The sequence below is a fragment of the Candidatus Trichorickettsia mobilis genome (assembly GCF_963422225.1).
Lineage (GTDB): Bacteria > Pseudomonadota > Alphaproteobacteria > Rickettsiales > Rickettsiaceae > Trichorickettsia > Trichorickettsia mobilis_B.
The window spans coordinates 84,514-98,579 of record NZ_OY728607.1; the positions used below are offsets into that span (position 1 = coordinate 84,514).

At 34.1% G+C, this 14,066-nt stretch carries 8 protein-coding genes; 2 read left to right on the forward strand and 6 right to left on the reverse strand.

Annotated elements, in window-relative coordinates; translation table 11 throughout:
• Positions 1 to 4 precede the first annotated feature (4 nt).
• Positions 5 to 1,531 (forward strand): YifB family Mg chelatase-like AAA ATPase, encoded by a 1,527-nt coding sequence (locus R2I74_RS00375; protein ID WP_316353092.1) that lies wholly within the window; start codon positions 5 to 7, stop codon positions 1,529 to 1,531.
• A 1-nt stretch (position 1,532) separates the two neighbouring features.
• Complete coding sequence (locus tag R2I74_RS00380; RefSeq protein ID WP_316353094.1) at positions 1,533 to 3,476, forward strand: LTA synthase family protein; 1,944 nt, start codon at positions 1,533 to 1,535, stop codon at positions 3,474 to 3,476.
• 398 nt (positions 3,477 to 3,874) lie between these two features.
• Here R2I74_RS00380 and R2I74_RS00385 read toward each other — a convergent pair whose 3' ends face one another.
• The 6 genes from R2I74_RS00385 to zapE form a co-directional block, all read right to left on the reverse strand.
• Positions 3,875 to 5,800 (reverse strand): FlgD immunoglobulin-like domain containing protein, encoded by a 1,926-nt coding sequence (locus tag R2I74_RS00385; protein ID WP_316353095.1) that lies wholly within the window; start codon positions 5,798 to 5,800, stop codon positions 3,875 to 3,877.
• Between the two features lie 9 nt (positions 5,801 to 5,809).
• Positions 5,810 to 7,303, reverse strand: a complete 1,494-nt coding sequence (locus R2I74_RS00390; RefSeq protein WP_316353097.1) for a flagellar hook-length control protein FliK — start codon at positions 7,301 to 7,303, stop codon at positions 5,810 to 5,812.
• A 308-nt stretch (positions 7,304 to 7,611) separates the two neighbouring features.
• Positions 7,612 to 10,233, reverse strand: a complete 2,622-nt coding sequence (gene polA, locus R2I74_RS00395; RefSeq protein ID WP_316353098.1) for a DNA polymerase I — start codon at positions 10,231 to 10,233, stop codon at positions 7,612 to 7,614.
• Positions 10,234 to 10,467: 234 nt separating this feature from the next.
• Positions 10,468 to 11,082: a dTMP kinase gene (gene tmk / locus R2I74_RS00400; RefSeq protein WP_316353099.1), complete on the reverse strand. Its 615-nt coding sequence runs from the start codon at positions 11,080 to 11,082 to the stop codon at positions 10,468 to 10,470.
• A 17-nt stretch (positions 11,083 to 11,099) separates the two neighbouring features.
• Entirely contained in the window at positions 11,100 to 12,365 is a 1,266-nt protein-coding gene (locus R2I74_RS00405) for a TerC family protein (protein ID WP_316353101.1), read from the reverse strand.
• A gap of 314 nt (positions 12,366 to 12,679) precedes the next feature.
• Positions 12,680 to 13,726, reverse strand: a complete 1,047-nt coding sequence (gene zapE, locus R2I74_RS00410) for a cell division protein ZapE (RefSeq protein ID WP_316353103.1) — start codon at positions 13,724 to 13,726, stop codon at positions 12,680 to 12,682.
• Positions 13,727 to 14,066: the final 340 nt, after the last annotated feature.

A 14,066-nucleotide genomic window follows, 5' to 3' on the forward strand; every position in this document is an offset into this window, starting at 1 on the left:
TTTAATGATAGTTCATGTAGCAAGCCTAACCTTTAACGGTATCGAGATTATAGACGTAGACGTAGACGTACAAGTACAAATTGCGCCCGGAATTCCCAATTTTATTATCGTCGGCCTTGCGGATAAAACAATTGCAGAGTCACGTGAACGGGTGAAAGCAGCTTTATCTTCTATTGGTCTTGCCCTTCCAGCAAAAAAGATTTTAGTTAATTTAGCACCAGCAGATCTAGTTAAAGAAGGTAGTCATTTTGATCTGGCAATTGCCTGTGCAATTCTTAGCTCTATGAAAATATTGCCCGCAGAAGAGATCATGGAATATTTGATTTTAGGTGAAGTGTCGCTGGATGGCACTATATTGCAAGTTAATGGCGTGCTACCAGCTGCTATTGGTGCTTCCATGAGAGACAAAGGTTTGATCTGCTCTAAATATAATGGTATTGAAGCGGCTTGGTCTGGTAATGAAAAAATTCTGGCACCAGAGAATTTGCTGGAGTTAATTAATCATTTTAAAGGTTCGCAAATATTGGTATCACCTAAAACAGAATTTGATGATACGCCAATAAATTATTTGGATCTTAAAGACATCAAAGGACAGAAAATTGCCAAGAGAGCGCTTGAAATTGCGGCGACTGGTGGTCATAATATGTTGATGTTTGGACCTCCTGGAACCGGTAAATCGATGTTGGCGCAACGTTTGCCTAGTATTTTACCAAATATGAGTGCTAAAGAAATTTTGGAGTGCAGTACTATTGCCAGTATTGCAGGTCTCATTCAAGGTGGTAAACTAACAAGAACTCGTCCATTTCGTGCTCCACATCATTCCTGTTCTATGGCTGCAATGGTTGGCGGTGGTATTGGCAAGAAAGTGCGTCCTGGTGAAATTTCATTAGCTCATAATGGTGTATTATTTTTAGATGAATTACCTGAATTTCCTTCTCACGTCATTGAATCTTTGCGGCAGCCGATTGAAACTGGCGAAGTATTAATTTCCAGAGCCAATGCTCATATAAAATATCCAGCTAACTTCCAATTAATTGCAGCAATGAACCCCTGCAAATGTGGGTATATTGGTGATAGCCATAAAGAATGTGCAAAAGCACCAAAATGTGCTAATGATTATCAGATGAGGATTTCCGGGCCGATTATGGATAGATTTGATCTACATATTGAAGTCGCGGCAAGTAATATTTATCATTATGAGAATCTGGAAAATGATCAGGAAGAAAGTTCGAGCATTATTGCCAATCGGGTTCTTGTTGCCAGAAATATTCAGTTACAAAGATATGATGGTTATAATATTCAAACTAATAATAATTTGGATGGGCAGTTACTAATTGATTATGCCTTGCCGGTTGATGATGGTTTAGAATTGTTAAAACAGGCAACTATAAAATTTCGACTGTCGATGCGAGCACATAATCGTGTACTTAGAGTAGCTAGAACCATTGCTGATCTTGAAGGTGCAAATAGAGTGCATAAACCTCACATTGCTGAAGCCCTATGTTATAAAACATTGACTCTAAAGTGTTAGTATGATCCAGTTAAAATCATTGTTTAAAGGATTATTTAACCTAACTTTAGTTAGAACTTACCTGATTATTCAGTTGATGACTAGGATTGTTTTAACTGTTTATGGGTTGTTAAATGATCAAGTTCAACTAATCGAACTGCCAGCAATATTTTTTATTGGTTTAGTCAATGATCTAATTCCTCTTTGTTACTTTTTGCCACCATTTTTGGTACTATCTGTTTTATTTTATAAATCATCAACTCGCAGCCGTTATTTATTTTCTATCACCACTTATTTTTTTGCAATCATTATCCTGCTGCTTAACGCTATTGCTGAGATCATTTTTTGGGATGAGTTTGGCACACGATTCAATTTTATTGCGGTTGATTACTTAATTTATACTCATGAGATTATCGGTACGATCAGAGAATCTTTGCCTCTACCGTTAATTATCGGTGGTCTTCTGGTTGTAACATTTGTTATTGTTTTTATTACACGACGTTATATATCACAGCAAATCACAAATTTTCAAATTAGTCAGCATTTAATTTACGCAGGAAGTCTACTATTTCTTAGTATTATTACTTTTAACTTTTATGATAGTCTAAAGCTTAGTTTGAGCAGTAATAGATACGCAATAGAGCTTGCTCGCAATGGTTATTACGAACTTTTTTCGGCATTTCGTAATAATAGTTTGGACTATAATAAATTTTATACAATCATTGATGATAATACTGCATTAAATATTGTGCGGGTGAGAATTGGGCAAGATAGTCATGAATTTTTAAATACTCATAATATTGATCGGTATAGTAATAGTGCTGACCATAATGATGGAGCTTCAGTATTTAAAAACTATAATTCGGCAAAGCAGCAGAAATATAATGTAATTCTCATTACCGTTGAAAGTCTAAGCGCTGAATTTATGACTGAATTTGGCAATAAGAATAATATTACACCATATTTGGATAGACTAGCAAAAGCTGGGCTATTTTTTACTAAAATATATGCTACTGGTACCAGAACGGTAAGGGGTTTAGAAGCTATTACTTTATCAACACCACCAACTCCAGGATCATCGATTATTCGTCGGCCTAATAACCAACATTTATTTAATATTAGTAGTGTATTTAAAGAACAGGGTTATGCGATAGATTTTGTCTTTGGTGGCTACAGCTATTTTGATAATTTAGAAAATTATTTTGCTGGTAATAATTATAAAATCACTGACCGCAGTAATTTAAGAGCTGAGGAGATAAGTTTTTCTAATGTTTGGGGAGTAGCTGATGAAGATATTTTATCTAAAGCACTCGAGGTTGCTGATCAGAATTATAAATTAAACCAACCTTTCTTTTCTTTAATTTTAACTACTTCCAATCATCGTCCTTATACTTTTCCCGCAGGAAGAATTGATTTACCTTCTGGTGGTGGTCGTAATGCTGCTGTAAAATATACGGATTATGCTATTGGTAAGTTTATTGAAGCTGCTAGAATTCATCCATGGTTTGCAAATACCATTTTTGTAATTGTAGCCGATCATTGCGCTGCTAGTGCTGGTAAAACTGATCTACCAGTTGAGAAATATCATATTCCACTGATAATCTACGCCCCCGAAATACTACAACCAACAGTAATTAATCACCTGGCTAGTCAGATTGATATAGCACCAACTGTGTTGAGTCTTGCCTTACCTGGATATAGCTATAAAACCAAATTTTTTGGTCAAGATATATTACAAACACCACCAAATCGGGCTTTTATTAGCACATACCAGCTGCTAGGATTTATGAAAGATGATAATCTGGTGATTCTGGCACCAAATTCTTTACCTAATACTTATCAATTAATAGCTAATGAAAAGCATAAGATAGAAAATCTGCCAGCATTAGTGCAAGAAGCAATCAGTTTTTATCAGCTAGCTTATAAATTATATATTAATGATGAGATGCAGGAGTTTAAAGAATAAAACTAAATAATCAAAATAAACAAGCGAAAATTAGAGAACATTCTCCTACAGTGAATTAGCTATAGCTAGAGTAAGCTAGGTGATGACAGTGAAATTTTAAGGTGAGAAAGCGCAAGCAAGGTGAGTGTTATTCACGAGTTTTTAGCCATAAAATAGCTTACCAAAGCATCTAACAAGAATTGTATCTATAGTTTAAAAAAAATAACATTACAACTAATGGATGCAGTACTATCAACATTTACAGCAGCTAGACTCCGCAAGAATTGGATGTGCTAAAAGTACATAATCGGTTACTGCAGTGTAGAATTGAAGAGAATATAAATTCTACATTTTATCAAATCATAGTTGATCCAGCAGTCTTTAATTGACTATAATCCAATTCAAGTAAAGAGTTGGATTTATGATTTTATTACCAAAATTTGTTCTTTTGTAATAGTCTCACCACCTGCTAACTCAAAATATAGTTGTTCATTTTTGACTATTGAGCTTTTTATTAGATCATTAGTAACACTACTAATTTTTGTTGGAGTAATTACAGTTGTAATATTATCGACTGTTGTTGTATGAATTTCATAACGATATTTTCCATTTTCAGCAGGCAGTCCATTTATTAAACCGTCCCAGGAAAATTTAACGATCTCCATATTTTTCAGTTTAGTATTTTCATCACGAACTTGCAGCTGTGTAAACATATTTCCTGCTCTGAATTCTGCTGCAATATAAGGCGCAACATAAGGAGCAACAGCTATTTGATGATCTAAGTTTAAGTCTGTATAATGGTTAAATCCTTGAATCAAGAATTTATTTTTAATGTAATTATCAACCATATCCTTACTAGCTGCATCTAACTGATCATATCTTGGGATAGGTTCTTGATCATGATAACATAAGTCAGCAACTAGCTTTGGCACATCTGCCACTAATTGTTCACCTTTATATATTTTTAGTCGAGCATCGCCCAAACGTTGACCTTCAGCAGGTTTCTGAATCCTTACTTCTCTAGTAAACTGATCACCACTATTATGATTGAAATCACTATTGTCATATTCAACCTGTGTGCCAATATAAGAAGCTGCTAAACCAGTTAAAAATCTTTCTTCTCTTGATTCTCCAATAGTACCAGTTATGTTGGCCAGCGGATAAGTTGCGCTACCTGCAATAATTTTCTTAGCCTTGACATCTACGCCAGTAACATCAACTAACTTTACCTTACCTAACTGTACATTTTGTTGGCTATCTTTGTCTTCCACAAATAATGTACAACTATACTCTCCATCAACAAGCTTATGCTTTCTCGTGTCTAACTCTATAGTACCGACACCTGCTTGCAAAGGTTTATCATACACAACTGTAGTTACCGGTTTACCATTTTTATCTACAATGTCAATTCGTACATTTCCTTGGTGTTCTATCTGAGCCTGATTGTCATAAATAATCTCACCTTTACCTTGCACCACTCTAAAGGTAGATAGATCGATAGTAGCTTGCTTACCAATAAGACCTACACTAGCATTCACTGAAATAGCTCCAGCATCTGCTTTTACATTCTTATATTCAGTGATATTATCTGGGTCAACTAACTTACCATTAACAACCAATAGCCGGTTATCGTCTACTACTCTAATACCATCAACAATACCACTAAGAGAAGAAGTAACATCAATCGGTAGTGTAGCTCTAGTGCCACCCAGGGTAGCTGAAGCTGAAACTTTTATTTTATATTTGCCTTCAGCAACTTCTTGACCTTTGTCGTCTCTACCATTCCAAACAAATTTATTACTACCATTACTACTATTACCTTTACCGTTAAATACCTCTCGACCATCTTCATCAAAAATGCTAATTCTAGCCAACACATTAGTCCCTTGCGGTAAGTCACCATATTTTAATTCATAATCAAAGGTAATATCGCCCTTTCCACTATAATTTCTGATACTATCATCATAATAAATTTCTTTCCCTAGATACAAATCAATTTGAGACTGCTCATTGCTTTCTACTAACCGCTCCATCTGGTTTATTAAAATTCTATTCTGAGCTGTCTCAACAGTCATTTGGCTAAGCTTCATAATAGCATCTTGCTGAGAATTGTTGTTTCCCCCAGAACCATCCCCAGATAGCATACCAACAATGTTTTGATTCTTTAATGATGCAAGAGTTAGTGCTTGAAAGTCGTCCATTATTTTTTGAAAATGTTTTTCTGCTTCTTCAAGACTGTTTCTATCATTATTTAACTTATTATATGCATTAGTATAACCTGCTTGAGTCTTACCACCAAAGGTTTTTGCTAATTCTGGTTCATGTCTTGGATTTAAAACTTTCATTAATTTACCTCAAACTTCAATATCAACACCACCTGCTCTAAGGAGGCTAGCGCCATATCTATTCTTTTTACTATTATCACTAGCTGTATCTTCTTGTAGCATCAAAGGCGTTGATAATATATCTTTCTTATTTTGTTCAGCTTGATGGCTGCTATTACCACTATTATCACCTTTAAAATCAAAACTCAAAGAAGTCTCCCTATCTATATTCACTACTTTACTCAGTTCACGCTCTAAAACAGCAAAATCTTTAGCCAATAACTCACTGGTATTACGATTTTCAGCCATAAACCTTATTGAAACCACTTTTTCATCATTAAATTCAATGATTATACCTACATTTCCCAGGTTATTTGGATGCATTTGTAATGTAATTTTACTATAACCATTTTTGACTGCAGTTTCAACAGCCATTCTCACCTGATCGTTACGATGTGGAATATTTTCCAATTGCTGACTTGCAATCTCTTTAAATGAGATAACCGGCTTCTTATCACTGTCCAGTTGAATAACAAACCCCCTAGAGTTGCTATCTATTAACTCTCTATCACCACTTAACTGATCATTTACATCACCTGTTGCTTCTATCTCTTGCCTCAGCATTTCAACGGCTGGCACAACTATTTTTGCATGAACCAAAAATTCAGGTTTTGCATCATTCTGACCAAAATTCTTCACATCACCACCATCAGACTTAGTGATAATATCAATCTCCACATCTACTTTTTCTTGTTTTTCTTTTCTAATACCCGATAATTGCATTACTTCTACAGATAAAGGATTTTTTATTAGATTATCACTCAAATCTAATAGCTCTGAATCTAAATTCAATTTTTGCACAGATGGTAAAGGCAAAAATTGACTTCCTAATACTAATTCTTGAATTAAATCATCAGTCTTCATACCTTCTTGAGGAAGAATAACATCAATTTCTTTAGCTTGTTTCTCCTTCTCTTCCGGCTTTATTGGTAATTTTATTGGAATATAGCCATCGACATCTGCATCCGCAACAACCAATTCTTGCATAATATCTACCTCTACTATACTCTCTTCATCTACTTTAATTTTTTGTGGCAATATCTGCTGCTGTAAATCAATATCTATCTCTGTTGGATTAACTACAAACATCTCTTGTTGAAGATCTACATCAGTAGCTTCTTTTACTACAAGTTGTTCACTTTCTGTGTTTAAATTAGACAACATAAAACCTTGTATACTATCTTCAACACTATCAGCTTTGCTATTACTTGCAACAAACTCAGGCTCAAGCTCAGCGTTAATATCCTGAGTTTTTTCGGTTTCTTTACTTTCTTGCGCCTCAGGATTTCGTTCTTTTCTGCTTTCAGCTATTTCTGATTTATTACCAGCTTTTTCTAACATTTCCTTGAATTTAAATTTATTATCCCGGCTATTCCGGCTAAAGTCAGATTCAACCGCCAATATTTTATTACTGTTATTACTCATAACACTTAAAACCGCTAAATCAGCCATAACTAAATCCAATCAATGTTTAATATACAATTACGCATAAATCATGCCAAAATTCTAGATAAAAGCAAATAATATTGCTATCACAGATAGAAATTAAAATATATATGCGTTTTTCAAGAGAGTTTTCAATGAACCATACGTGTCAATGAGGTGCTACCACACATAAACTCGCCATTCTTTTGCCATCAACACTACCAAATTCTGGTAGCAAGGCTATCAACGCTTTCATCAATTTAGCCATCAATTGCATCAGTCTTTGCATGACTATAATGGACTGAAGCAGCAAAATTAAAATCAATGCTTACGATTGTGATAGAGGTCTAATGGATTTCCATCCAATTATCTCCTGCTTTTACTTCTACAATTGTTGGAACACTTAAAGGTGAAGCTTGTTCCATGATATTTTTCAATATCGGCAAAACCATTGCGACTTCGTGTTGTGGCACCTCAAATAATAATTCATCATGAATTTGTAAAATTAATTTAGTCTGTAATCGCTGCCGTGATATTTCTTTGTCGATATTAATCATTGCAATTCTGATAATATCTGCGCTTGTACCTTGAATAGGTGCATTAATCGCTGCTCTCTCAGAAAATTGTCTTATATTACTATTTTTATCATTAATTGATGGGATAAAACATTTTCTATCAAACAAGTTTTGAACATATCTATGTTCTCTTGCATAAATCTTGGTAGTTTCCATATATTCTTGAATTTCAGGATATTCTGCAAAATAGCTCTGCATATATTCTGCTGCTTTTTTGGAGGTAATGTTAAGTTGTTTTGCTAGACCGAAAGCGCTAATTCCATAAATTATCCCAAAATTAATTGCTTTAGCTTTACGTCGATGCTCACTTGTTAACTGTGATTGATCCAGTTTGAAAATATTACAGGCAGTTAAACTATGTATATCTAGACCATCCATAAAAGCCTGTTTTAATTTTGCTACATTAGCAACATGACTTAAGATGCGTAGTTCAATTTGAGAATAATCAGCAGAAATCAGCTTATATCCTTGTTCAGCTATAAACACTGCTCTAATTTTATTGCCTTCTTTAGAACGAATAGGAATATTTTGTAAATTAGGATTTTGAGAGCTTAATCTGGCTGTAGTAGTAGAAGTTTGTAAGAAAGTAGTATGTATTCGATGACTTACTGGATTAATATGCGACTGCAAGCCATCGGTATAGGTATTTTTTAGTTTACTTAAAAGCCGCCATCTTAACAATAGGTCTGCGATCATGTAACCATGTTCACTTAAAACCTCTAATATTTCGACATCAGTTACGTAATTTTTGGATTTAGCTGATATTTTACCGAATGGTAGCTGCATTTTCTCAAATAAAACTGTTCCTAATTGTTTAGTAGAAGAAATATTAAATTTAACTCCAGACAAATTAAAAATTTCTTGTTCTAGTGATAAGATTTCAGTAGTAAACTCACTTGATAATCGTTGTAGATAACTTAAATCTACCTTAATACCACTACGCTCCATTTGATAGATAATTTTACTTAACGGCAGATCAATATCACTATATAATTGTAAGATATGATTGCTTCTTAATTCATTGATTAATTGTTGATAATTATCATGAAATTTTGTTACTATTTTTGCTGAATCATTAATAATATCAGCCAGCTTCAAATGTTGTTTTGCCGTCTCAAATATATCTTGCCTGGCAGCTCCGGCAGATAGTATATATTGCATTAATTCTATATCTTCACAAGAATTTATCACTGTAAATAGACTATATAATAATTTTATATTTACCGTAATTTTCTTGATTGCTTTATTTTTTAAATAGGGGGCTATGATTGGTATAAACCAATCATTATCTGCTATCATTGCAAATAAATCTTCGGCTTTGCTATCATGAGACCGAGAAATTATGTAACTTTTATCAGCCTTTACTGATAAAATTAATGCTACTGGCTGATGCTGGTGTTCCATAACATAGATTGACAAAAAACCAATATGCTCTGCTATATGCAATATTGGTGCTAATTCCTCTTTAGTAAAAATTTCCTGGATCACCACTGTATCTACATCAACTAATTGGTGATCGTTAATTTTAATCTGAAATAGACCCTCAGCTCTTTTATATAATGATTTAAAGCCATAGCTTACCAGAAAATCAGACAACTGATTAACATTAGGCGGACTCCATTGAAATTTCTCTAAATCAATTTCAATATCAACATCATGATCTAAACCAACTAATTGCCAAGAGATTAAAGCTTTAGCTTTGGATGCTTCAATTATTGCTCGTTGTTTTATATTGCTGATTTGCTCAGTAGAGCTGAGCATTGCGGCGCATGAGCCAAATTGTCGAATTAAGGTAGCGGCGGTTTTAGGACCAATACCAGGAATTCCTGGTATATTATCCGATTTATCGCCAATTAAAGCCATTACTTCTCTTAAACGATCAGGAGTAACGCCAAATTTCTCTACTACATTATCTGATGATATATATTTATTTTTTATGGGATCATATATTTTAATATGATCACTCATCAACTGTAGCAAGTCTTTGTCTGAAGAAATAATTACTGCATTCTGTTGTTGTTCAGCTACTTTAGTGGCTATAGTTGCGATAACATCATCTGCTTCATAGCCGGATTTTTCAATCACGAAAAAATTAAGACTTCGTGCTGCAGTGCGCATTATCGGCAATTGTGAGATTAACTCTTCAGCTACTGGTGGCCGATGAGCTTTGTATTGATCATAGATTTGATGACGAAAATTCTTATCACCACAATCAAATACCATAACTGCAAAGGTTGGTTTAAAATCATGTAAAATTTTCATCAGCATACTAGTAAACCCATACACCGCACCAACAGGAGTGCCATCTGGTGCAGTTAATGGTGGTTGTACATGATATGCTCTAAAAACAAAACCATAGCCATCTATAATTAATAAAGTATTTTTATCAGTCATCAATAATCATTAATAATATGTGAAATTTATTGGGTAAGGTGGTGGTGTCGTTCTTGCTTGCTATCCCAGTGAACACATGAATGTTATCCCGAACTCAGACGTCATCCTGAATTTATTTCAGGATCTTATGAAGTCCTGATGGAGATCCCGAAACAAGTTCGGGATGACCGCTCGGTTCGGGATAGCATATGAAAGGATTGAAGCACAAAATGACATTAACTATTTACCCCTTGCCTATATAGATAAGGCTTCCAGTATTTTCAGGTGGACTTGTTGTGGATTTAATTGTGCAGCCTCTATTCTGACTATTCTATTTGAAAATTGTTTAGTTATCGCCTGAAATCCTTGGTAAATTTTGTTGTGGAATTCTAAGCCCTCATTCTCGAATTTATTACAATCAAGATTATTTGATATTCTATCTAATGTTTCAGTTGGTGGTACATCAATAAAGAAGGTAATATCTGGCATCAGATTATTAAATATCTCGTCGTGTAATTGGTAAACTTTTTCTGACCCTATATCTGATAAGCCTTGATAACAGGCGGTAGAATCTACAAAGCGATCACAAACCACCCATTGTTTTAAAGTTAGAGCAGGAATAATAATTTTATGAATATGTTCATATCTTGCTGCCATTATTAGTAATAATTCTGAGAAAGGTAACATATGTTCATAAATTACTATATCACGTATCAGTTCTGCAACTCTTGTTCCACCGATTTCCCTAGTTCTGCATACTTCCAAGTTTTTGCCTGATAAATATTCATAAAGCATTTTGCTTTGAGTGGTTTTACCACAGCCAACAACACCTTCAAAAGTAACAAATTTTGGTTGGTTATAGTCTATCATTGCATCTTTCTTAATTATTATTCCGGAAAGTCACCAGCTATAGTCTCTATTATATCGGTTATAGTTACGATGCCAACAAAATTACCAGCTGTATTTGTAACAAAAGCGATGGAGGTTTTTGCTTTTTTAAAAGCGTTCAACATATCCAATACTGAGGTATTTTCTTTAACCGTAAGTACTTGCTGTTTAAGAACTGATGATATTGATATTTCGTTATTACTAAGTAAGCTATTTAGAATGCTTTTCTTGTCTATAATACCAATTGGTTCAGCATCCATCTCTTGGACAACTATAATCTTTGAGAAAGGAGAATCAAGTAGTTTTGCTTTAATGGTTTTAATATCAGCTTGTATACTTATAGTATATAATTTATCGCATGTGGTCATAATGGATTTTGTTGAAAGCTCAGCAAGGCTTAATATTCCGCCAATCATGTTACGTTCATCAGCATTAAAAGCAATAGCTTCGGTTTTTACGCCAGCAATTGCTATAAGATCCTCATTATTTAGATTTATTTTTCCTCCGAGCAAACGATGTATTACCGCAGCTGTTTTTGCTCTTATGCGAGCTTTGGTCAGTGTCTTTCTTCGTTTAGACATGGAACACTGGTTAAATAATTCAACAAGCACTGAGAAAGCAATAGCAGCATAGACATAGCCTTTTGGTACATGATAGCCTAATCCTTCAATTACCAAGCTAAATCCTATCATTAGTAAAAATCCTAAACATAATATAATCAGAGTAGGATGTCGATTTATAAAATTTGTCAGTGGAGTACTGGCAATAAGCATCAGGATTACCGAAATTACTACTGAAGTAATCATTACTGATAATTCGCTAACCATACCAACTGCAGTAATGACTGAATCTATAGAAAACACTGCGTCAATGACAATAATTTGAACTACAATATTCCAGAAACTTGCATGTCCATTAATCTTATGGTCTTCATTATGGTAGCCTTCGAGTCGCTCATGTAATTCCATGGTAGCTTTAAATAATAAAAATACCCCACCAGTGAGCAGGATTAGATCTCGCCCCGACAAAGCTTTTCCTAGGATATGGATACATGGATCGGTAAGAGTAACTATCCAGGAAATGCTAGCTAGCATAGCAATGCGTAGGATGAGCGCAAACCCAAGTCCTATTACTCTTGCTGTTTTTTGTTGATTTTGCGGTAACTTATTCGCAAGAATAGCAATGAAGATCAGATTATCAATACCTAAAATGATTTCTAAAATAATTAATGTAAATAATCCAGCCCACATAGTAGGGTTTGTCATCCATTCCATAATATAGCTTCTAATTTAAAAATATTGTTTTGATGTATTTGTTGAGAGCGTTCGCTGAGCTGTGTCAATTAAAGTAAGATTCGTCATTGAGAGAGCTTTGCCCGAAGCACTCCAGCAAATAGTCGTTTTCACACTTCCTGGATTGCTTCGGGCAAAGCCCTCTCAATGACGATGAGCATAAATTTTCCTTAACTTGACGAGTATAGCTCAGCGAACACTCTCTAATTTGTTAAACTTTGTCAATTTTACCCTAGCTATTATATTTGACCAAAATTTTATCAAGAGTTAGTAGTTTAATTATTTGTTTATGGTGGATATGAGTCGCTATTCATTTCATATAACCTTGAGATTGTACGCTTAAAATCTTCAGCTCGCCGACCTTCTGGGTATATTTTTCCTGGTGTATCCTGTAAGGTAATAAATAATAATACTTTGTAAAAATAGGCGTTATCAATAAAATTGATGAATCTGGTAATAAGGTCATTGTTATTAGCAGAAATTGGGGTAACATTTTTAAGTACTACTACTTTAAATCGCTGACAAATATTGACATAATCAGCATAACCATATTCCTGCATACATAATTCCTGAAAATTGGTTACTAAAATATTTTGATAAGCATGTTGAAATGTTATTGAACGCCCAAACACTTGAAGTGTGATTGAGGTTAAGCTATTATTATGTGTGAGAACGGTAATAATATGTTGAATTTTATCCTGCGTATCTTGAGTTAATGGGTATAAAACACGATCACCTGCGGTAATGAGTTTATCTAACCGATAATCGTGATGGTTATCAAGATGCAATAGCTCAAATTGATGTTGGAGATAATCAATAAAAGATAAAAAAGAATCTCTTTGTAAACCATCTTTGTATAATTCTTCTGGCTTAGTATTACTGGTAATAAAAATGAAGACATTACGTTTATTCAGTTCAACAAATAATTTACCAATAATCATCGCGTCGGTGATGTCTTTGATTTCAAATTCATCTAAACATAATATTTGCCATTCTTTGGCATAGTTGGTAGCCAAGTTAGCGATAATTTTGCTGGTTGTTGTTCCTTGTAAATTATGAAGGTTTTTATGGATAGATAACATAAAATCTTGATAATGAAGCATTGTTTTGGTTAGTTTAAGGTTATTATAAAATGCTTGCATTAACATGGTTTTACCACGCCCAACTCCACCGTATAAATATATTCCGCTCTTAGTATATTTTTTTGATTTAAAGAATTGTGGTATCCACTTGTGTTGAGTTAAAGAGTTTGTAATTGTTTCTATTTTGTCAATAAGAGTTAATTGAACTGTATCTAAATCAAAATCTGGTGGTAAGAAATCTTGGATACTCATACTTAATTAGCGTCCCGAAATGGTAATATTATGCGCTATTAATTTGTAATTTGTCATCTCTTATCTCTGTATAGGTTCAGCAACTTGGTTCCAGAATTGTTAAATTTATATAATCCCAAACATACAATATCATCATTTCGGACATCAATATCATCTTCTGAACACACTAGTCATCCCGAACACCTAATGTCATCCCGAACTTGTTTCGGGATCTTATCAGGATTTCATGAGATCCCGAAACAAGTTCGGGATGACTTGCAAGTTCGGGGTTGACTATTAAGTTCAGATAGTAACTTATAGCGCAGTTTGAAACAGTTTAAAACATTCTCAGATCTCAGGT

Excerpts from the sequence above, each read along its gene's own strand:
- tmk (WP_316353099.1), bottom strand. The coding sequence starts at position 11,082 with ATGATAGACTATAACCAACCAAAATTTGTTACTTTTGAAGGTGTTGTT.
- polA (WP_316353098.1), bottom strand. The coding sequence starts at position 10,233 with ATGACTGATAAAAATACTTTATTAATTATAGATGGCTATGGTTTTGTT.
- zapE (WP_316353103.1), bottom strand. The coding sequence starts at position 13,726 with ATGAGTATCCAAGATTTCTTACCACCAGATTTTGATTTAGATACAGTT.
- R2I74_RS00380 (WP_316353094.1), top strand. The coding sequence starts at position 1,533 with ATGATCCAGTTAAAATCATTGTTTAAAGGATTATTTAACCTAACTTTA.
- R2I74_RS00375 (WP_316353092.1), top strand. The coding sequence starts at position 5 with ATGATAGTTCATGTAGCAAGCCTAACCTTTAACGGTATCGAGATTATA.
- R2I74_RS00405 (WP_316353101.1), bottom strand. The coding sequence starts at position 12,365 with ATGACAAACCCTACTATGTGGGCTGGATTATTTACATTAATTATTTTA.
- R2I74_RS00385 (WP_316353095.1), bottom strand. The coding sequence starts at position 5,800 with ATGAAAGTTTTAAATCCAAGACATGAACCAGAATTAGCAAAAACCTTT.